Genomic DNA, 20,132 nt, shown 5'->3' with positions numbered 1-20,132 from the left:
GAGGTGAATGACCATGTATATGTACCCAACGTATCATTATGAAGATCAGGTTTATCTTGAACGGCAGTTTCCTGGTCTATCCGGCTTTCCAGGCATCCCGGGATCACCGGGCTTTCCAGGCCAGCCCGGTTTTCCCGGTGCGCCTCAATTTCCAGGGCAGCCAGGACCACCGCCGGGTTCGCAAGCACCAACAGCGCCCCCGCCAGCGTTTATCCCCCAACAGCAATCGGCTTCAACATTTGCCGTAGATCCAGGTGCCATTTCGTTTTGCCTGTTCAGGAATACTTTTATATGGCTTAATAATGGTGCACGTTTCTGGTATTACCCCATTTTCGTCGGTCCGCGTTCTGTTGCCGGCTTCAGGTGGAATGGCAGGTTCTGGACGTTTTTTGGTATCGATACAAGACAAATCAATTCATTTAGCTGTTTTTGAAAAAATGCTCAAAGGAGATGTTCCCTTTGAGCATTTTATGTTTCTGATTGTTTTGCTTCCAATACGAAAAGATATGGCAGCAAGACAGAAGCAGCACTATCCAAAGAAAAACATCATTAAAGGAAAAGCCTATCGTTGATTGTCCCCCTAAAGCGGTCATCACTCAGACTAGGGAAAGAGATACGTGGTGTAAAACAATGGCGACTTGATCCTAATATCATGATCGGAGTGACACTCTTTCTTAAAAAGTCATATATTCCTTTCATTTTTGAATGTGGCGAAATAAACGGCCAACAATGTTCAATATTTAATAGAAATGGTAAAATCATTATGCTCCTATAAAATTTAGTGAATGAAAATGAAAATAGAGGATGCTGTTGAATATGAGGAAAGTATCGCTGGAAACCAAGATTCTCGGGTTAGTCTTATCGTTGAGCCTGTTTTTGATTATATTATTGACGACTTCTTTTTCCTATATGGAAGGAAGGCAAATAGCAAAGGATAAAGGTCAATTGGCGTTGGAACTTTCAAAGACGATTAGCTTCATGCCTACCGTTACAGATGCCTTTGAAACGGATGATCCCGCTCGCACAATCCAGCCGATTGCCGAAAAGATCCGCAGGGAAACAGGGGCTGAGTTCATCGTAGTCGGGAATAAAGAGGGAATTCGCTACTCCCATCCGCTGGCTTCCGAAATTGGGAAGCGGATGGAAGGCGGGGATAATGCCAGGGCCATTCAGGAAGGCGAATATTATGTCTCCGAAGCGGCAGGATCACTCGGTCTTTCCATTCGGGGGAAGTCACCGGTATTTAATGCGGATGGAAAAATAATTGGAATCGTCTCCGTCGGTTTTTTAGTCGATGATGTCCGCGCCCAAATTTTCAAGGACTTGTCGAAAGAGATGATTGTATCTTTAGTGGCCATCATGATATCGATCATTGGCAGTTATATGCTGGCAAGGAGCATACGTAAAGATACATTGGGGCTGGAACCATTTGAAATCGCCAATTTATATAAAGAAAAAAATGCAGTGCTTCAATCGGTGAAAGAGGGGATTCTGGCCATTGACCAAAATGGGTTGATTACCTCGATGAATCAGCCGGCAAAAAAATTGCTGGATATTAAAGAGTCCGTTCGCCATTTGAATGTGGATGGCCTATTTCCTTCGAAATATTTATTCGAAGTGCTGAAGTCTGGTGAACCGCAGGTGGATAAGGAGATTTCATGGAAAGACAAATCCGTTATCGTCAATTGTACGCCAATCTTCGATAGTGAAGGGGTAAGCGGTGTTGTGGCTTCGTTCCGTGATCGAACGGAAATTGAGGAAATGGTCAACACATTATCGGAAGTGAAGATGCATTCAGAGGATTTAAGGGCACAAACCCATGAGTTCACCAATAAACTATACGTCCTTTCAGGTTTGATACAATTAGGCGAATATGATGAAGCAATAGATATGATTCAAAGCGAAACATCCGAATTGCATTCCCTGAACCGCGTCGTGTTCGAACAGATAAAAGATACAAAGGTACAAGCCCTTTTACTTGGAAAGATAGGGAAGGCATCGGAGAAGAAGATCATCTTCGAAATAGACGCCCAAAGTTACCTAGAGAAACTGCCGGATCATATAAAATTGTCACAACTAACATTGATTCTAGGCAACATTATCGATAATGCACTTGAAGCGGTTTCAAGCGTGGAAGAGCCGCTCGTGAAATTTTTCGCCACGGATATCGGAAATGATATGGTATTTGAAGTGAGCGATAACGGAAAAGGAATACCTGAGGATGCCGTCGCCCATATTTTCGATCGGGGTTTCACTTCGAAAAACAGCGGAAGTCCGAGTGGTTATGGACTTGCGAATGCTGATCATGTCGTCAAAGAGCTGGGCGGCATCATCGAAGTTCACAGCGAGGATGGGAACACCATATTCACCGTGTATCTTCCTAAAGAACAGTGAGGAGGGAAAGAATGCTGAAGATAAGAGCAGTCATCGCAGAAGATGATTTTCGTGTAGCGGATATCCATGAAAAATTCTTAAAAAACTTTGAAGAAATAGAAGTGGTCGGAAAAGCCGTCAATGCCAAAAAAACGCTTCGGATCTTGGAGCAAAAAAGCCCGGATCTGCTTTTGCTTGATGTATATATGCCAGATCAACTTGGTACAGACCTCCTTCCGGACATACGGAAAAAGTTCCCGAATGTGGATATCATCATGATTACCGCGGCAACGGATAAAGACCAACTTGAAAAGGCGCTACACTATGGTGTAGAGAATTATTTAATTAAACCAGTGGAAATGAAGCGTTTCAATCAAGTTATCGAAGAGTATCTGAAGAAAGTCCATCTGATGAAATCCAAACAAGAGATAGATCAGGATTTTGTTGATCTCATTTTGAAAAAGGGATCTGCGGTTTCGGAAACGAACGATGGGCCGGCCTTACCGAAAGGGGTCGACGAAATCACTTTGGCGAAAGTAATCGAGGTACTCAAAGCAAGCGATATCGGTTTGTCGGCTGAGCAAGTGAGCGGCCAGATCGGCGCTTCCAGGACAACCGCGAGACGCTATCTGGAATATTTGATATCCGTAAAGAAATGTAAAGCGGAAGTCGTATACGGGGTAGTGGGAAGACCTGAGCGAAGATATTATAAAATTCAATAGAATTAAGTGTGAAGCACCTTCAAGATTGGAGGTGTTTTTTTTTATGCATGCAAGGATTGAAAGGTTTCGAAAAAAGCAATATATGTCAAAAAAACGATGTTTTAATCTGTTATCTTATTCTTAAGGAGGTTCGGAAATGAGATACAGTCCCATCATCCAAAAAACGATTGAATATATAGAGAATAGCTTACAAGAGGAATTATCCTTGGAAAACATCGCACGATTCGCAGGTTTTTCGAAATATCATTACCATCGTATTTTTCACAAGGAGGTTGGCGTGACCGTATCAGAATATATTCGATATCGAAGGATCGCCAATGCAGCTAACATGCTGCTTTATACAGATGAAAAAATAATCGACATCGCTTTTTATTACCGCTTTGAAACACAAGAATCCTTTACTCGTTCATTTAAGAAATATTATGAACTGCCGCCAGGGCAATATCGGAAACTTGTAAGTAAATTAACCTTGCAAAAGGAGGAAATGACGATGAAAAACGAACAATTATTAAAAGGATGGAATTTAAGCGGGAGTCATCCATTCAATTATAAAATGGGAATTGACCGGGAGACATACCATAAAGGCCAGGCATCAGGTTTCCTGAAATCCGTCACTGCGGAATCCAAGGAGGAATTTGCAACGATGATGCAACAATTCAAGGCGGAAAATTACCTTGGTAAAAGAATGAAACTGTCGGGTTTTTTAAAATCAAAAGATGTTGATGGATTTTGTGGCTTATGGATGAGGGTGGATAATGCCCTTCATGATGTTTTGCAATTCGACAATATGGGGAACCGGCCCATCGTTAACGATACGGAATGGAACCATTATTATATTGTCCTGGATGTACCCGAAAACAGTGCCATCATTTCATTCGGGGTCCTTCTTTCAGGGCGTGGCAAAGTATGGATCGATGAACTGGAATTCGAGGAAGTCAGTAAAGGTACACCAACGACCAATATAGATTACGGCTGTGACCTCCTGGATGGACCGGCAAATCTATCTTTTGAAGAATAAATGCGCAGTAGCATGCCTTTGCCAGCAATGAAGATATAGTCTAAGTTTTCTTAATAATTGCAATCGTTTCCCTAAAGAACCCGCCATTCAACCCGGGGAGTGGCGCCGGTTCAGTCTCGAAAAATCGTTTCCGTGAACACAATGAACAAAATTAACAAAATAGTTTTAAAACACAATAAATTGATAACGCTTACAAATGAAGCGGTTTCATATACAATTTACCTTATTAGAAGATAAGGAGTGATTGATATGCTCGCTTTATTAGGATACTTGATGATAGTAACGTTTATGATATTAATTATGACAAGGCGACTTTCAGCCATGATAGCTTTGATTGCAGTGCCAAGTGCCTTTGCACTTATTGGCGGGTTTGGCGGTAAAATGGGTGAGATGGCGCTGGAAGGGATCAAAGACGTTGCGCCAACGGGAATCATGATTTTATTTGCGATCCTTTTCTTTGGCATTTTGATCGATGCTGGCGTTTTTGATCCGATCATCAATACGATACTTAAGGTTGTAAAAGGAGATCCAGTGAAAATCGCCATCGGCACGGCCGTCCTGGCTTTGCTGATTTCCTTGGATGGAGATGGTACAACCACATATATGATAACGATTTCAGCCATGCTTCCGCTATATAAACGGATTGGCATGAGGCCGCTTGTATTGGCCGGTATTGCCGTTTCGTCATCTGGAGTCATGAACCTTCTTCCTTGGGGAGGCCCTACAGCGCGGGTGATGACCGCATTAAAACTTGATATGTCCGATGTTTTCACCCCTGTCATTCCAGCGATGATCGGCGGAGTCCTGTTCGTCCTTTTCATGGCATATTGCATGGGTAAAAAAGAAAGAAAAAGAATCGGGATCATAGAAGTCGACTATCATGTTATGGCACAGCAAGCGGCTGCAACGGAAGATGCTTATCTTAAGCGTCCTAAATTGATAATATTCAATTACGCATTGACTCTTACATTGCTGGTGGCGCTGATCATGGAGCTTATGCCTTCAGCGGTACTGTTCATGATAGGTTTTGCCATTGCCATCACGGTTAATTATCCGAAACTCAGTGATCAAAAAGAGCGTGTGGCAAACTATGCGGACAATGCTTTATCTGTAATTTCGATGATTTTTGCAGCAGGTGTCTTCACTGGAATCCTTGCCGGTACGGAAATGGTCGATGCAATGGCAAACTCTTTGATTCAGCATATTCCAGATCAAATGGGCGCACATTTTGCTGTCATCACGGCCATCATCTCAGCACCATTTACGTTCTTCATGTCTAATGATGCATTTTATTATGGTGTACTCCCATTGCTTGCTAAAGCGGGAGCTGCTTATGGAATTGACCCTGCCATGATCGGCAGAGCTTCACTATTAGGGTTGCCCGTCCATCTATTAAGCCCGCTTGTTCCATCTACCTATCTATTGGTTGGAATGGTAGGGGAAGATTTCGGTGCATTGCAGCGCACCTTCCTGAAATGGGCATGCGGATCGACGCTTGTCATGATACTGGTATGTGTCCTATTGGGAATCATCCCACTATAAAGTCCTAAAGAGTCCCGTTCGTCAAGATGCGAACGGGACTCTTTTCTGTCTGCATCAAGTGCTGAATAAATCTGGAAGAGTGAGATACATTATGTTTGTCTTCTCTTTCGCGACAAAGTTAGCTTTTACTTTTATTGAATGCGGAAGGTACGTACCTTAAGATTAAAGGAAACTATATCAATATGAAGGGAAGAGAGCAAAATGGCTCACTTTAATATAAAAGTTGGAGTTCAAAAGTTCGGTAACTTTCTAAGTTCAATGGTCATGCCGAATATATCAGCTTTCATAGCATGGGGGCTGATCACTGCCCTATTCATCCCATCTGGTTTCCTGCCAAATGAAAGCCTTGCCAAAATGGTTACACCAATGGTTACGTTTTTACTGCCGCTTTTAATTGGGTATACAGGTGGTAAGCTAATCCATGACCACCGTGGCGGCGTAGTCGGTGCCATTGCGACAATGGGTGTCATCGTCGGATCTGATATCCCGATGTTCCTCGGCGCCATGATAATGGGACCGTTCGGCGGTTATGTCATCAAGAAATTCGATCAATTGATTGAAGGGAAAATAAAAGCCGGTTTTGAAATGCTTGTTAATAATTTCTCAGCGGGGATAATTGGCGGCTTATTGTCAATCCTATCCTTTTTGGCCATCGGGCCTGCTGTAGACGTATTTACAGGCTGGCTTGTAGCAGGAGTCGATTGGCTCGTCGGTACAGGTTTACTGCCGTTGACAAGTATCCTGATCGAGCCTGCCAAGGTATTGTTCTTGAACAATGCGATCAATCATGGTGTACTATCACCAATCGGTGTAGAGCAAGTTAAACAAACAGGGTCTTCCATCCTGTTCCTTCTGGAATCGAATCCTGGACCGGGTATCGGCGTATTGCTTGCCTATTGCTTTTTCGGAAAGGGAACGGCGAAGAAATCGGCTCCAGGAGCTGCCATCATTCATTTCTTCGGCGGGATCCATGAAATTTATTTCCCTTATATCCTAATGAAGCCGATGTTATTCTTAGCCGTCATTCTTGGAGGCATGAGTGGAGTATTCACATTGGTCCTGCTAGGCGGAGGCTTGTTCGCTCCTGCTTCTCCAGGCAGCATACTTGCCATTACAGCCGTAACTCCGCATAATGCGGGCGCTTATATTGCTAACTTTGCAGGCGTGATCGTAGCCGCCCTTGTTTCATTCATCGTCGGTGCATTCATCCTGAAAACAGGAAAGCAATCTGAAGAGAATATTGAAGATGCCGCGAAAAAAATGCAAGAAATGAAAGGCAAGAAAAGCTCTGTTGCCGATGTATTCGCTTCAGATCCGGGAACGATGCCAACAAACGTCAGCAAAATAATATTTGCCTGCGATGCTGGGATGGGATCAAGTGCGATGGGAGCTTCGCTGCTTCGCAAGAAGGTGAAGGAAGCCGGATTGAATATCACCGTGACCAATACGGCGATCTCGAACATTCCTGCTGATGCACAAATCGTCATAACACAGGAAGAGTTAACTCCAAGGGCACAAAATAAAGTACCGAATGCTTATCATGTATCCGTCGATAATTTCCTATCGAGCCCTGAATACGATTCATTGCTTGCACGGCTTCAGGACGATGGCACCGATGAGCTGCATGAAATCGTCGAAGATGCTGAAGAGAAGGTCCCAGGTGTTCGTGAACATTCTATCGAGCCTGGCATCACCGATGATGAGCAGGATGATAATGAATTGCTTAGCGAAGAAAACGTCTTCCTTAATCAACAATTCGCCAATAAGGAAGAAGCGATCCGCTTTGCCGGAAGAGCTTTGGTCAATGCAGGTTACGTTAAGGAAAGCTATATTGAAGCAATGATTGCCCGTGATGAATTGACTTCGACCTATATGGGAAATGATGTAGCCATTCCGCACGGGACCGAGGAAGCTAAGAAAGATGTCCTTAAATCAGGATTTACCGTTTTACAAATTCCTGATGGTGTCGACTTTGACGGCCAAAAGGCAAGATTGATATTCGGCATTGCCGGCAAGGACGGGACACATCTTGAAATTCTATCTGGCATTGCAGTTACCTGCTCTGAGATGGAGAATATCGAAAAAATGGTTAAAGCCACATCAGCCAGGGAATTGATGGATATTATAAATGCCGGAAATAATTAAATAAACTTAACCAAGAATAGAAAAGCGTTTTACGCTTTTCTATTCAGTATTTTCTCGTGTTACTCCACCTGAAATGAGTTGGTAGCATGTATATTACTTCAAGGGAAAAATCAATCATAGAATTGATCATTAAAACTTCTGGAAAACATACAGCCTTATCCATTGCGACACAATTGAATGTCAGTGTCCGGACTGTTCAACGTGATCTGAAGTCCATAGAAAAAATCCTGCAATCATTTGAGTTGCATTTAACACGCAATACACATGAGGGACTGACCATCGACGGGAAGAATGAACAAGTCTTTCGGCTTGTACAGCACCTGATGGGCAATCATCCAATCGATCAAACGCCACAAGAAAGAAAGTTGCATCTCCTTTTAGCTTTACTGCAGGAAGAATCATATAAAACTCAAGTTCTTGCGGGGGATCTCGGTATAAGCATAACGACTCTTACAACCTATTTGGACGAACTGACTGAATGGTTAAAGAATTTCAATATCGTGATTACCAGAAAAAGGGGAGTCGGAATAGAGCTCGCCGGCACTGAAGAAAATAAACGGAAAGCCCAGGCCGCCTATTTTTTGCACTTTTTTAATGAAGAGTTGATTGAAAGTTTATTTTTGTTGCAAGAAGGGAAATTCCCAGAGTCGAAAATCCTCGACTATTTCGATCCCGAATATCTTCTGGCTATCGATGGGGTGTTGTTTTCCACTTTTAACAGTGTCCATTCCCGTTTGGCGGATAGCGGGTATATAGGGTTAATTGTACATATTTATGTGACCCTGCAAAGGAATGAAAGCCAATTTTTTTTGGAGAAGGACTTCAAGAAAATAAGCGAACTTTCCGATGAGAATAATCTCATGAATAAAATAGGCAAGGAACTAAGCACCATGCTGGAAGTCTCTTTTACCATCGATGATATAAGCTACCTGGCAGCCATCCTTAAAGGTTCCAAGCTTCATGCGGCGGATGCCGTTCCATATGACAGTGTGTTGCTTGGCCAACTGATAAGAAACCTGATAAAGGATGTTTCGGCACAACTGCAAATCGATTTGACCAAGGATTTCCCATTGTATCAAGGGCTCCTTGCCCATATGGAACCATCGCTTTTCCGGATCAAACAGGAAATGGGATTGTACAACCCCTTAACCGAAGATATTAAACGAAAGTATCCGGTTCTCTTTTTGGCAGTAAAGACCAGTCTGGAAAAGGGATTCAAAGAAATAAAAGAATTTCCTGAAGATGAAATAGCCTTCATCGTCCTGCATTTCGGGTCAGCATTAGTGCTGCGGGAGGAAGAAATATCAATAAGGGCACTCATCGTTTGCCCGACAGGTATCGGCACGTCGAAGATGCTTGCAAGCCGGATCAAAAAAGAAATCATCGAAATCGAGACTGTCGAAATCAAGACGATCAAAGACATCCAGCAGCAGGGCAGCCTGAAAAACTATGATGTGATCATTTCTACCGTCCGGCTTCCGTATATCGATGGTGATTATATTCTTGTATCCCCTCTTTTGAGTGAAGAGAATATATTGAACATCAGGAATTATTTAAGGAAGAATATCGAAAACTTCACGAAGAATAAGCGTTATGGCAGTCATTCAGCCCATAAGGATACCCTGGCCAAAAAAGAGGATGGCGAATTGAAAGAAGTGCTGCAGGAATTGAAAGATGCCCAGCAGAGCATCGAGTCGATCATGGATAATTTCCGGTTTTATCGGCTTCCGCATCTGAAAGGACATCCAGAAATCATCGAAGAAATGGTCAGGATGGCTGAAAATGAATCACTGCTAATGGGTGCGGATGATGTGGTCGAATCCTTGAACGAACGGGAAAAAAAAGGTGGTTTAGGCATTCCAGGCACTGGAATGGGCCTTTTCCATACGAGACACAAAAATGTGAAAGAACTGATATTCCAGGTGGCGCACCTGGAGGAATATCGTCTTGTCAAAGGTATGGATGGAAATGACGTCCATATGAAAAATTTACTGCTGATGCTGGCACCTGAAGAATTGAGTGTGAAGCAGCAGGAAATCGTCAGCTTAATAAGCTCGAGCTTAATTGAAAGCAATGAATCCATCATGATTTTTTCATCTTCGGACGAGGAAATGATTAGCAGAAAGCTGGAAGCCATATTTTTGGACTATTTATATACTAACTTGATAAAGGGATGATTGTAATGAAACAAGCAGTACATTTCGGTGCAGGAAACATTGGAAGAGGATTTATCGGAGCACTCTTTTCACAATCTGGATATCATGTGACTTTTGTGGACATAGCCGATCAAATCATCGATCAGTTAAATGATAAAAAGCAATATCAAGTCAAACTGGCTACTGATCAACAAGAATCCGTAACAGTAAAAAATGTTTCGGGTTTAAACAGCTTAAAGCAGGAAGAGGAAATCATTAAAGCAATTTCCGAAGCAACTTACCTCACCACTGCTATCGGTCCCAATATTTTGCCTCATATCGCTCCTTTAATTGCAAAAGGACTAGCCGCAAGGGTGAAGGAAACCGATGAAAAACTATATATGATCGCTTGTGAAAACCAAATATCGGCAACAGACCTTTTAGAAGGCTACATTCTAGAAAACTTGGATCAAGATACAAAAGAAAAACTAGCCGGTAAAGTATACTTCTTTAACTCAGCAGTCGATCGCATCGTTCCTATCCAAAATAACGAAGGATCACTCGACGTTTTGGTGGAACCTTATTATGAATGGGTCGTTGAAACGGATGAAAGCATTCCTGCCGTTGAAGGGATGACCATTGTAAAAGAACTCGCTCCATTCATTGAGAGAAAACTGTTCACCGTTAATACAGGACATGCCGTCATTGCTTACCTCGGTTATCTCAAAAATAAAAAATCGACGATTGACCAATCATTGGAGGACGCAGGCATTGTAGAGCAAGTCAAGAATACCCTAGGGGAAACGGGCGCCTATTTAATAAAGCAATACGGTTTGGATGCAGATGAGCATCAGCAGTATATCGAAAAAATCATTAATCGATTTAAAAACTCCTACCTGAATGACTCGGTGAATAGAGTCGGCCGTTCACCGCTGCGCAAGCTCGGGCCAAACGACCGCCTCGTCCGCCCTGCCGTAGAAGCTAAAAAAGCCGGACTTTGCTATACTAATCTGGCGAAAGCGATAGCCGCCGCTTTACTCTTTGATTTTAACGAAGATGAAGAAGCCCAAAAAATGCAAACGATGATCAAAGAACACGGTATAGCTACCGCACTTAAGCAAGTTAGCGGATTGGACGAAAATAGCGAAATAACGAAAGAAGTTATCAACCACTACAACAACTTGAAATAAAAGCCGAAGAACTCCTGAAATCATTTTTCAGGAGTTTTCTCTTAATCAAAAAGCCAATTAAATATCCGCTAAACTTTAAAACTCAAAAAAACCTTGTAAACAGTAATCATTACGTTTTATAATGAAAGACAGTTTAAAGTGTAAATCGTAATCATTTTGATTTATTTGAAAGGAGCTTTTTTATGAAATTAGGTTTTACAAAATCCGGATTGGTGCAGTAAATCAAGAGTTAGGCGCAATTACTTAAGATTTTGGGTGCTATTGCACGAGATTTAGAGCATTACTCGTGAGTTTAGAGCAAATACTCGTGAAATTGGCGGATTTACTCGTGAGATTGGTGCAAATACTCGAGTTCGGAGTAAATACTCGTGAGTTTGGTTCATTTACTCGTGAATTTGGAGCGTTTACTCGTGAAATTGGCGGATTAACTCGTGAGATCGGTGCAAATACTCGAGTTCGGAGTAAATACTCGTGAGTTTGGTTCACTTACTCGTGAATTTGGAGCGTTTACTCGTGAAATTGGCGCATTTACTCGTGAATTTGGCACAAATACTCGTGAATGGGTGTTCAAACATGAGTAGGCTGATTTTACACAAGATTTTGCGGGTAATGCACGAGATTTAGAGCGTTCACTCGTAACTTGGCGCTTTTACTCGTGAGTTTAGAGCATTACTCGTGGGTTTAGAGCATTACTCGTGAGTTTGAAGCAAATACTCGTGAATTAAGGTTTACTCTCGAGGCATTACATAGTTTGATTTCGGATAAGCATTCGGCAATGCGCTGCCTGATTTGTCATGATAGTAAGGCAAAGCTGTGGTGTAAATCGTAATCAGTACGATTTTGCATCAGCCAATATAAATAGTTGTAATGGAGGAAATCTATCGTGTTCAGAAAAAGTAAATCGATTTTTATTGTATGTTTATCATTCTTTCTTTTGGCTGCTTGTTCCACCGAGTCTGCGAAAGAACAAGTGGGAAGGGAGAAGGAAGTGAATTTGCTTTTTAATTTTGCGACTAGCTCGCTTGATCCGAATGTTGATACAAGTTATGTGTCACTAAGGGCGGGGATGACTGAGACGTTGGTGCATCTCAATGATGAGGATTTGACCATCGAACCCTGGCTGGCGAAAAGCTGGGATAGCAAGGATGGTCAGTTATGGAATTTCAAGTTAAGGGAGGGTGTGACTTTTCAGAATGGAAGGCCGATGGATGGCAAAGCGGTGAAGGCTTCCTTGGAGAGGGCGATGAAGGATAGTCCGGCGATCAAGAATGCTTTGCGCATTGAATCGATTGAAGCGGACGGGAATGCGCTGACCATTAAGACGGAGGTTCCCTTTCCTGAGTTTCCTTCTGAATTGGTCCATCCAAATACATCGATTATTGACGTGAAGGAAAGTGACTATATAAACAAGCCGATAGGAACAGGGCCATTTGCCGTTTCAAAATTCATGCCTGGTACGGCTGTTGATTTAATACGGTATGAGTCTTACTGGGATGGAGCCGCAAAGCTTGAGAGGGCCAGGTTTTCGTTTAATGAGGATGCGAATGCGAGGTCTCTCGCCCTTGAATCGGGAGACGCCGATATCGTTTTCCGTCCGGAAGTGGAAAGCCTGGAAAATTTAGAGGCGATAGATGGTGTGAAGGTTGAATCGACATCCACTTTCCGCGTACATCAAATGACGATGAATTTGGAACGAAAAGCATTGCAGGACATACACGTCCGAAAGGCGATAGATGCCTTGATCGACCGTTCATCCATTGCGGATACGATTTTACATGGTCATGCAGAAGTGGCAGCAGGGCCATTTCCATCCACTTTCTCTTTTGCTCCGGACTATCCGAAAAAAGAGAATGGAATGGAAGCGGCTAGGGGGTTCCTTGATCAGGCGGGATATAAAAAAGTGGATGGCGTCATGCAAAAAGACGGCAAACCGTTAACGTTTACACTTCTTACATACAGTTCACGTGCCGACCTGCCGTTAATTGCCCAAGTTTTTCAATCGGATGCCGGCCAATTGGGGATTGATGTGAAAATCAAGCAAATAGAAATCCCTGAAGAGTACATGGCTGCCAATCGCGATTGGGATTTAACGACCTACAGCAATTTAACGGCTCCGCGCGGGGATGCCGGCTATTATTTAAATGCTACTTATCATCCAAAGGGAGCCTTGAACTTCAGTGGGGCCGATGATGATCACCTGACATCCCTGATTGATAAGCTGAACGTAACGGTCGAGCAGGATAAGCGCTCGGATTTAGCTGAGGATATTGCGATGTATGTGGATGAACAGGTGTATAATTCTTTCATTTTACATCCGAATACACTTGTTGCTTATGATGCCGAAAAAGTTAAAAACTGGATCACTTCGAGAAGCGAATACTACATGCTGACGAATGAACTGGATGTGAAGTGAATGTTGCGCATCTTAGTCAGGCGATTCATTGAGGTCGTGATTTTTGTCCTTGTGATTACATTCATCTCTTTCCTTTTTGTTCGGCTTGCACCGGGGGACCCGGTTCTCTCGATACTACAAGTGGATGATGTGTCGATCACAAACGAGCAAGTCAATGAGCTTCGTGAAGAATTGGGGTTCAATGATCCGCTGTTCGTGCAGTATGGCGATTGGTTTGCGGACTTTATCCAATTGGATTTCGGTAATTCCTATCTGACGAATCAGCCTGTGATGGAGATGATCATGAGCGGGCTGCCTGCAACACTTGAGCTGGCGGTCGGCGCATTGCTTGTGATGCTTGGTATAGCCATTCCATTAGGTTCGCTTGCTGCCTTGTACAGGGGAAGCTGGATTGATCAGATAAGCCGTGCCGTTTCTTTGTTGGGCGCAGCCATTCCTAGCTTTTGGCTGGGGCTGCTCTTGATGGATTTATTTGCGGTACGGTGGGGGGCCCTTCCAACAATGGGCAGGGACGGATTTCGTTCTTTGATTCTGCCGTCAGTCACGTTGGGGCTTGCCATCACAAGTGTGTACGTCCGTTTGCTGCGTTCGAGTTTGATAGATTCCCTCAGCCATGATTTCATCAGGGCTGCCCGGTCAAGGGGGATTTCAGAGATGCGGATATTCTTTGCCCATGCATTTCGTTATAGCCTGCCCCCGGTCATTACCGTATTCGGTGTCAGCCTTGGCAGCTTGATCGGCGGTGTAGTGGTGATCGAAGTGATTTTTGCCTATCCAGGCATAGGTAAAATGGTCGTGGACTCGATTCGGTCACGGGATTATCCAGTCATTCAAGGGTACCTGTTGGTCATGGCCATCGTTGTATTCATGGTTAATAGTGCCGTGGATTTATCTTATCGCTATTTAAATCCGGAACTAAGGCTGAAGGAAAGGAAGCATGGAAAATGGAGTTAGTTATCAAAAAAAGAACCAAAAGGCGCTGGAGAATGACCATCCTTTTTACGGTGATGGCTACAGTCCTTACCGTTGCGGCTTACACCTTTCTTATCCTGAAACATGATCCATCACTGGTCAATCTGGGAGAAAGGCTATGGCCGGCAAGCTTGGAACATCCGCTAGGTACGGATCATCTAGGTCGTGATGTATTGACACGTCTTCTGCTCGGCGCACAGCTGACGGTTGGCTACGGTCTCATATCCCTGTTTGCCGCTGTTATCATCGGCATCCCGTTCGGGTTGATTGCCGGTTTTAAAGGAGGTCTGATCGATCGGATCTTCATGCGCATTGCGGACGCATTTCTCGCCTTCCCTGATACGATCGTTGCCATTGTGCTTAGTGGCTTATTAGGACCAGGGATTGAAAATCTCCTGTTGGCGATCGTTCTGGTGAAATGGGTGAATTATTCCAGGCTTGTGCGAAGTACGGTGATCACCGAACGTCGGAAGGATTATGTCACAGCTGCTACAATCAATGGATTAAGTCCATTTGGGATTATGCGGAAGCATTTATTTCCGCACATTATCGGGAACGTGCTTGTATTGGCTAGCCTTGATTTAGGAAAAATCATTTTGCTCATATCTTCCTTATCATATATCGGGCTCGGGGCACAGCCGCCGGCACCAGAGTGGGGAGCCATGCTTAATGATGCCCGTCCATACTTTCAATCCAATATGCTGCTGATGATTTACCCGGGGCTCGCCATCGTATTTGTCGTCCTTCTATCCAACATACTCGGTGATTATTTGCGCGATGCATTCGATGTGAAAAAGGAGGTGGAATCATGAGCATTTTATCCGTGAGGCAGCTAAATATCATGGGAAAGCAACAACATATCGTCAAGGATCTTTCGTTAGATGTGCAGGAAGGTGAGTGGTTCGCACTTGTCGGACAAAGCGGGAGCGGCAAAAGCATGACGGCCATGGCCATATGTCAGCTGCTTGCACCCAATCTCCAAGCGAAGGGGGAAATATGGTACGGGGACAAGAATCTTTTAACGCTATCTTCCTCTGAAATCAGGAAGATTCGCGGAAAGCGCCTGGCTTATATTTTTCAAGATTACCAGGGATCATTCACACCGTTCCTTACTATCGGCCAACATTTCGACGAATATCAGCGAACACATTTGAACCTTTCCAAAAAGGCAAGGAGGCAGCAAGCGGTCAAGGCGCTCATATCGGTGGGCTTGAATGAAGATATCTACAGCAGATACCCTTTTCAATTAAGCGGTGGGCAGCTTCAGCGTGTTTCCATTTCGATAGCCCTGCTGCTTGAACCGGATATTTTGATAGCGGATGAACCCACCACAGCCTTGGACAGTGTATCTTCCTTTAAGGTCTTACAGCTGTTATCAAGGCTCCAAAAAGAAACCGGATGTGCGGTCTTGTTCATTACCCACGATTTACGTCATGTCAAGAAGTATGCGGATCGCATTGCGGTCATGAAAGACGGGGCCATCATTGAGACCGGTGATAAAAATCAGGTATTGAATCATCCGAAGCATGCTTATACGAATAAAATGATTCAATCATCGCCATCATTGAGCAGAATTCCATTTAAGCTTGAAGGAGTGTCAGGATGACGTTATTAGAAGTGCGAAATGTCCATAAAAGCTATGATAACGGAGTGGAAATACTAAGGAACGTGAATTTCAGCATCGAAAGGAAGGAATGCCTCGGGTTAGTGGGCGAGAGCGGCTGCGGAAAAAGCACACTGGCAAGGCTCATCCTTCAGATTGAATCTTTTGACCAGGGCAGCATCCTATTTGAAGGAACCGCACTGCAAAACAAAAACGAACGCAGTTTAAAACCGTATCGCAAGAACATCCAAGCCGTTTTGCAAAATCCTGCATCGGCCTTGAATCCAAAACTAAGGATAAAAGATTCACTGATGGATCCATATCTTCAATTTGGCAGCCAGGTCAATATGAAACATTTTACGTATACAAGTGAAGCGAACTATATCGGGCAGCTGCTGGAAACCGTGGAGCTTCCAAAGAGTCTTGCTGAACGCTACCCGCATGAGCTAAGCGGCGGACAAAAGCAGCGGGTGACCATTGCACGAGCGATCAGCATTGAACCGGCCCTCATTATATTGGATGAACCGACTTCAAGCCTGGACGTTCTGTCACAAGCGGCGGTGCTGAAATTGTTAAAGGGGCTGCAGGAGACTTTGGACATTTCCTATCTTTTCATTTCTCATGATCTGTCGGCTGTACAGGAGATGAGCCAACGGATCATGGTGATGAAAGGGGGTGTTATTGTGGATTCTTTCGGAAACGAACAGCTTTTTTGCAGCGATCGCCATTCATACACAAAAGAACTTATTTCGATGTTTGAATAATGAGGTTGAGTTTATTTGGGGTTTAAATCGTAATGGTTTCGATTAAAGGGGAGTTTGACTCTTAAGGAGGAAGTAAGGTGAACCATCGATCATATTTGGCCTTGGCCATTCCTCTGACCATATCGACGATAACGACTCCATTGATAGGTGCGGTGGACACCGCTGTTGTGGGTCAGTTACCAAACTGGCTGGCCTTTACTGTATTCAGCCTTGGACGCTCGGTATTTTTGGCTTTGTATATACCATGGTTAAGCAAAAAATTATTTCCTAATGGGAGTGTGCGCCTTGAAAACGATCAAATGGTCTAGAAACCAGGAAAAAATCATTCATACATATATGGATACTTATAAAATTTTTACTAAAAGAAGATGATTTATCACCAAATAACGAAATCATCAATCGCGTTTTAACCTAGCTGGTTTCGATGATTTCGAAACCGTTGGATCAGCATGTGGCAGAAGAAATTCTCAACCATGATGAAATCCGGTCGATTCGGGGTACCATGCTTGAAAAGCTGACGATTGCTGAAACATTGATGGAGGATCATTATGCCAAATTATTTGCTGGCAGTGTGAACACCCTGGATGATTTCCGTTCTTTCATATATTGGGATAACTACAATGAACTGATTCAAACGGAAATCAGTGAATTGAAAAAGGTGAAAAATGATATTCAATCATTCGCATTTGTAGGGACGGGTCCTTTGCCATTAAGTCCATTGCTGCTTCAACGGGAGTTGGGTGCGAAAATGACATGTCTCGATATAGATGAACAAGCCCATTCACTTGGCAGGCGCATCGTCCAAGAACTGGATGACGAAGGGAATTCAGACTATATCCTGAATGATGGCGCCCTTCATGACTACACGGAGTTCGATCTTGTATGGATTGCCAGCCTGGTTCCTAATAAAGAAGAAATACTGGAACGGATATTTCAGACGAACCCCGGCGCAACCGTCGCAATACGGTCGGTTGACGGCATTCATCAATTATTATATGAGCCCGTGGATGCGACAAAGTTCAGTAAAGTGGCATGTGAGGAAGTCGGAAGAACGATTGCGGATTCTTTCATCATCAATTCAACCATTTATTACACATTCAAATAGTGACAACATGGAACGGGTTGCTTCGGCAATTCGTTTTTTTGGGGAGGAAAAAGATATTCCTATAAACTTACTTGACATTACAAGCTTATTAAAATATAATCACTTACATAAAGTAACTAACGAAAAGGAGAATTCATATATGAATAAAAATGATGCAGGTCAAGTTTTTTTAAGGGTGATTTTAGGTCTTACTTTTTTCATTCACGGAGTTTCAAAGTTTCAAGGGGGCATAGGGAATACGGCTGGATTTTTCGATAGTCTTGGCATTCCAGGCTTCATGGCGTACATCGTTGCAATAATCGAATTGATCGGAGGACTTGCGGTTATACTGGGTTTGGGAACACGAATCGTTTCCGTCCTATTTGCGGTCATAATGGCGATGGCGATTTTCACGGCAAAATTACCTGCCGGCTTTCTTGGAAACGGGCAAGCGGCGGGCTACGAACTGGACTTGGCACTGCTGGCCATGTCTGTCTATCTAGCGTGTGCAAACCGCACGGTTCTTTCTTTGGATCATGTGATTTTCAATAAAAAAGGGAAGTGATAATATGGATAAAAATTTTCATAAAAAACCAATTACTTTTGTTGGCGAAGTCAGTATAAATGTCTTGGATTTGAATAAGGCCATTCTGTTTTATCAAGAAATCATCGGTCTTCAAGTATTGAAGAAAACCGACCGGCAGGCTGTTTTAACGACAGACGGAAAAACCCCGTTGCTGACACTTGAGCAGCCTGCGGATGTGATTCCGAAAGAAGGGCGGACGACGGGCTTATATCACTTTGCACTTTTGCTGCCAAGCCGTGCCGACTTATCGATTTTTTTACGCCATTTACTTCAAACGAAATATCCATTTGGAGCGGCGGATCATGAAGTGAGTGAAGCGCTGTACATTACAGATCCGGATGGCAATGGCATTGAAGTATACGCTGACCGGCCATCCACTGATTGGAAATGGGCCGGTGGGGAAGTCGCTATGGGCACGGATCCGTTGGATGGGAATGACCTTCTGGAAGAAAGCGATGGTGAGTGGAGCAAACTCCCTGCAGGTACTTTAATGGGGCATATTCATCTGCATGTAGCGGATTTACGTAAAACGGAGGAGTTTTACATGCAAGGTCTTGGTTTTACCGTTGTGAATCGATATGGAGGAGCGCTATTTACTTCAACCGGCGGATATCATCATCACATTGGGTTGAACACATGGAATGGCGTGGGCGCCCCTGCTCCAAAGGAAAATAGTGTGGGGCTGAACTGGTATACTCTCGTTTTTGCAGATGAAGATGCGAGAAACAAAGTAACGGAGCAACTGAAAGGAATCGGGGCTGCCGTCACGGAAAAAGAAGGGTTTTTCGCTGTAACAGATCCATCTGGCAATGAGATTCATTTAGTCGTCTAATTTAATAGCAGAAAGCAAGGGTGAGGATAATGGGATTCTTAAGTAGATTATTTGGAAATAAAGAAACCGCGGCAGGGGAGAATGGAAAAATGACAAAAGTATTATTCGTTAAAGTGAATGATCGTCCAGCAGATCAGGCAATCAGCTCGAAAATGTATGACACATTCTTAAAAGCATATAAAGAGACACACCGTACAGATGAAGTGACCGAGCTGGATTTATTTAAAGAAGAACTTCCTTACTATGGAAATACGGCGATAACCGGGTTGTATAAACGCAACCAAGGTCTTGAACTGACAGCCGAAGAGGAAAAGGCGGCAGAACTGGTTGACCAATATTTAAATCAATTCCTGGCCATGGATAAAGTGGTATTCGCTTTCCCCCTATGGAACTCAACGGTTCCTGCACCGCTAATCACATATCTTTCCTATTTGGCACAAGCCGGTAAAATGTTCAATTATACGGCGGAAGGTCCTGTCGGGTATGCTGGTGATAAAAAAGTCATGCTATTGAATGCCCGCGGTTCCGATTATGCATTGGAAGGTATGGCTTCTGCTGAAATGGCAGTGAATTTAGTGAAAAATATCATTGGCCTATGGGGGATCAACAATCCGGAGGTCGTGGTCATTGAAGGCCATAATCAGTATCCGGACCGGACACAAGAAATCATCGCGGATGGTTTGGAAAAGGTTGCAAAAGCGGCTGAAACATTCTGATTGCGAGTTGAATGAATAGCAGGTAATAAGATAAGGC

At 43.6% G+C, this 20,132-nt stretch carries 20 protein-coding genes; all 20 read left to right on the top strand.

The window, feature by feature from the left end; translation table 11 throughout:
- Positions 1-13 precede the first annotated feature (13 nt).
- The 20 genes from QNH43_RS21035 (at position 14) to QNH43_RS20940 (ending at position 20,095) form a co-directional block, all read left to right on the top strand.
- A complete protein-coding gene (locus tag QNH43_RS21035) occupies positions 14-433 on the top strand; it encodes a collagen-like protein (protein WP_434060133.1) in 420 nt (139 codons plus the stop codon).
- Positions 369-572: a hypothetical protein gene (locus QNH43_RS21030; RefSeq protein WP_283918465.1), complete on the top strand. Its 204-nt coding sequence runs from the start codon at positions 369-371 to the stop codon at positions 570-572. The genes QNH43_RS21035 and QNH43_RS21030 overlap by 65 nt, the downstream gene beginning before the upstream one ends.
- Positions 573-816: 244 nt before the next feature.
- Entirely contained in the window at positions 817-2,394 is a 1,578-nt protein-coding gene (locus tag QNH43_RS21025) for an ATP-binding protein (protein ID WP_283915522.1), read from the top strand.
- A gap of 11 nt (positions 2,395-2,405) precedes the next feature.
- Positions 2,406-3,095 (top strand): response regulator, encoded by a 690-nt coding sequence (locus QNH43_RS21020; protein WP_283915521.1) that lies wholly within the window; start codon positions 2,406-2,408, stop codon positions 3,093-3,095.
- A 136-nt stretch (positions 3,096-3,231) separates the two neighbouring features.
- Positions 3,232-4,113: a helix-turn-helix transcriptional regulator gene (locus QNH43_RS21015; protein WP_283915520.1), complete on the top strand. Its 882-nt coding sequence runs from the start codon at positions 3,232-3,234 to the stop codon at positions 4,111-4,113.
- A gap of 249 nt (positions 4,114-4,362) precedes the next feature.
- On the top strand, positions 4,363-5,655 hold the full coding sequence (locus QNH43_RS21010) for a CitMHS family transporter (RefSeq protein ID WP_283915519.1): 1,293 nt from the start codon (positions 4,363-4,365) through the stop codon (positions 5,653-5,655).
- Positions 5,656-5,856: 201 nt separating this feature from the next.
- A complete protein-coding gene (locus QNH43_RS21005; RefSeq protein ID WP_283915518.1) occupies positions 5,857-7,800 on the top strand; it encodes a PTS mannitol transporter subunit IICBA in 1,944 nt (647 codons plus the stop codon).
- Positions 7,801-7,886: 86 nt separating this feature from the next.
- A complete protein-coding gene (locus QNH43_RS21000) occupies positions 7,887-9,977 on the top strand; it encodes a BglG family transcription antiterminator (protein WP_283915517.1) in 2,091 nt (696 codons plus the stop codon).
- A 5-nt stretch (positions 9,978-9,982) separates the two neighbouring features.
- On the top strand, positions 9,983-11,125 hold the full coding sequence (locus QNH43_RS20995; protein WP_283915516.1) for a mannitol-1-phosphate 5-dehydrogenase: 1,143 nt from the start codon (positions 9,983-9,985) through the stop codon (positions 11,123-11,125).
- A 286-nt stretch (positions 11,126-11,411) separates the two neighbouring features.
- Positions 11,412-11,600: a hypothetical protein gene (locus tag QNH43_RS20990; RefSeq protein ID WP_283915515.1), complete on the top strand. Its 189-nt coding sequence runs from the start codon at positions 11,412-11,414 to the stop codon at positions 11,598-11,600.
- Positions 11,601-12,008: 408 nt separating this feature from the next.
- On the top strand, positions 12,009-13,538 hold the full coding sequence (gene nikA / locus QNH43_RS20985; RefSeq protein WP_283915514.1) for a nickel ABC transporter substrate-binding protein: 1,530 nt from the start codon (positions 12,009-12,011) through the stop codon (positions 13,536-13,538).
- Complete coding sequence (nikB, locus tag QNH43_RS20980) at positions 13,539-14,492, top strand: nickel ABC transporter permease (protein WP_283915513.1); 954 nt, start codon at positions 13,539-13,541, stop codon at positions 14,490-14,492.
- The gene (gene nikC / locus QNH43_RS20975) at positions 14,483-15,322 is read left to right on the top strand and encodes a nickel transporter permease (protein WP_434060132.1); all 840 of its coding nucleotides are present in this window, start codon (positions 14,483-14,485) and stop codon (positions 15,320-15,322) included. The genes nikB and nikC overlap by 10 nt, the downstream gene beginning before the upstream one ends.
- Positions 15,319-16,116: an ABC transporter ATP-binding protein gene (locus QNH43_RS20970; RefSeq protein WP_283915512.1), complete on the top strand. Its 798-nt coding sequence runs from the start codon at positions 15,319-15,321 to the stop codon at positions 16,114-16,116. Before nikC ends, QNH43_RS20970 begins: the two co-directional genes overlap by 4 nt.
- Complete coding sequence (locus QNH43_RS20965; protein WP_283915511.1) at positions 16,113-16,877, top strand: ABC transporter ATP-binding protein; 765 nt, start codon at positions 16,113-16,115, stop codon at positions 16,875-16,877. The genes QNH43_RS20970 and QNH43_RS20965 overlap by 4 nt, the downstream gene beginning before the upstream one ends.
- A gap of 77 nt (positions 16,878-16,954) precedes the next feature.
- The gene (locus QNH43_RS20960; RefSeq protein ID WP_434060218.1) at positions 16,955-17,185 is read left to right on the top strand and encodes a hypothetical protein; all 231 of its coding nucleotides are present in this window, start codon (positions 16,955-16,957) and stop codon (positions 17,183-17,185) included.
- A gap of 116 nt (positions 17,186-17,301) precedes the next feature.
- On the top strand, positions 17,302-17,982 hold the full coding sequence (locus QNH43_RS20955; protein ID WP_283915510.1) for a nicotianamine synthase family protein: 681 nt from the start codon (positions 17,302-17,304) through the stop codon (positions 17,980-17,982).
- Positions 17,983-18,121: 139 nt separating this feature from the next.
- Positions 18,122-18,526 (top strand): DoxX family protein, encoded by a 405-nt coding sequence (locus QNH43_RS20950; RefSeq protein ID WP_076364390.1) that lies wholly within the window; start codon positions 18,122-18,124, stop codon positions 18,524-18,526.
- A 4-nt stretch (positions 18,527-18,530) separates the two neighbouring features.
- The gene (locus QNH43_RS20945; RefSeq protein ID WP_283915509.1) at positions 18,531-19,379 is read left to right on the top strand and encodes a VOC family protein; all 849 of its coding nucleotides are present in this window, start codon (positions 18,531-18,533) and stop codon (positions 19,377-19,379) included.
- 29 nt (positions 19,380-19,408) lie between these two features.
- Positions 19,409-20,095 (top strand): FMN-dependent NADH-azoreductase, encoded by a 687-nt coding sequence (locus QNH43_RS20940; RefSeq protein ID WP_283915508.1) that lies wholly within the window; start codon positions 19,409-19,411, stop codon positions 20,093-20,095.
- Positions 20,096-20,132 lie beyond the last annotated feature (37 nt).

It is taken from the genome of Peribacillus simplex, from assembly GCF_030123325.1.
Classification (GTDB): Bacteria; Bacillota; Bacilli; order Bacillales; family DSM-1321; genus Peribacillus; species Peribacillus simplex_D.
The sequence above is the reverse complement of the archived record's forward strand: the minus strand, read 5'-3'. Positions and strand labels throughout refer to the sequence as shown.

Bases quoted from the DNA above. Each gene is read 5' to 3' on its own strand.
- QNH43_RS21035 (WP_434060133.1), top strand. From the start codon at position 14: ATGTATATGTACCCAACGTATCATTATGAAGATCAGGTTTATCTTGAA.
- QNH43_RS21030 (WP_283918465.1), top strand. From the start codon at position 369: ATGGCAGGTTCTGGACGTTTTTTGGTATCGATACAAGACAAATCAATT.
- QNH43_RS21025 (WP_283915522.1), top strand. From the start codon at position 817: ATGAGGAAAGTATCGCTGGAAACCAAGATTCTCGGGTTAGTCTTATCG.
- QNH43_RS21020 (WP_283915521.1), top strand. From the start codon at position 2,406: ATGCTGAAGATAAGAGCAGTCATCGCAGAAGATGATTTTCGTGTAGCG.
- QNH43_RS21015 (WP_283915520.1), top strand. From the start codon at position 3,232: ATGAGATACAGTCCCATCATCCAAAAAACGATTGAATATATAGAGAAT.
- QNH43_RS21010 (WP_283915519.1), top strand. From the start codon at position 4,363: ATGCTCGCTTTATTAGGATACTTGATGATAGTAACGTTTATGATATTA.
- QNH43_RS21005 (WP_283915518.1), top strand. From the start codon at position 5,857: ATGGCTCACTTTAATATAAAAGTTGGAGTTCAAAAGTTCGGTAACTTT.
- QNH43_RS21000 (WP_283915517.1), top strand. From the start codon at position 7,887: ATGTATATTACTTCAAGGGAAAAATCAATCATAGAATTGATCATTAAA.
- QNH43_RS20995 (WP_283915516.1), top strand. From the start codon at position 9,983: ATGAAACAAGCAGTACATTTCGGTGCAGGAAACATTGGAAGAGGATTT.
- nikB (WP_283915513.1), top strand. From the start codon at position 13,539: ATGTTGCGCATCTTAGTCAGGCGATTCATTGAGGTCGTGATTTTTGTC.
- nikC (WP_434060132.1), top strand. From the start codon at position 14,483: ATGGAGTTAGTTATCAAAAAAAGAACCAAAAGGCGCTGGAGAATGACC.
- QNH43_RS20970 (WP_283915512.1), top strand. From the start codon at position 15,319: ATGAGCATTTTATCCGTGAGGCAGCTAAATATCATGGGAAAGCAACAA.
- QNH43_RS20965 (WP_283915511.1), top strand. From the start codon at position 16,113: ATGACGTTATTAGAAGTGCGAAATGTCCATAAAAGCTATGATAACGGA.
- QNH43_RS20955 (WP_283915510.1), top strand. From the start codon at position 17,302: ATGATTTCGAAACCGTTGGATCAGCATGTGGCAGAAGAAATTCTCAAC.
- QNH43_RS20950 (WP_076364390.1), top strand. From the start codon at position 18,122: ATGAATAAAAATGATGCAGGTCAAGTTTTTTTAAGGGTGATTTTAGGT.
- QNH43_RS20945 (WP_283915509.1), top strand. From the start codon at position 18,531: ATGGATAAAAATTTTCATAAAAAACCAATTACTTTTGTTGGCGAAGTC.
- QNH43_RS20940 (WP_283915508.1), top strand. From the start codon at position 19,409: ATGGGATTCTTAAGTAGATTATTTGGAAATAAAGAAACCGCGGCAGGG.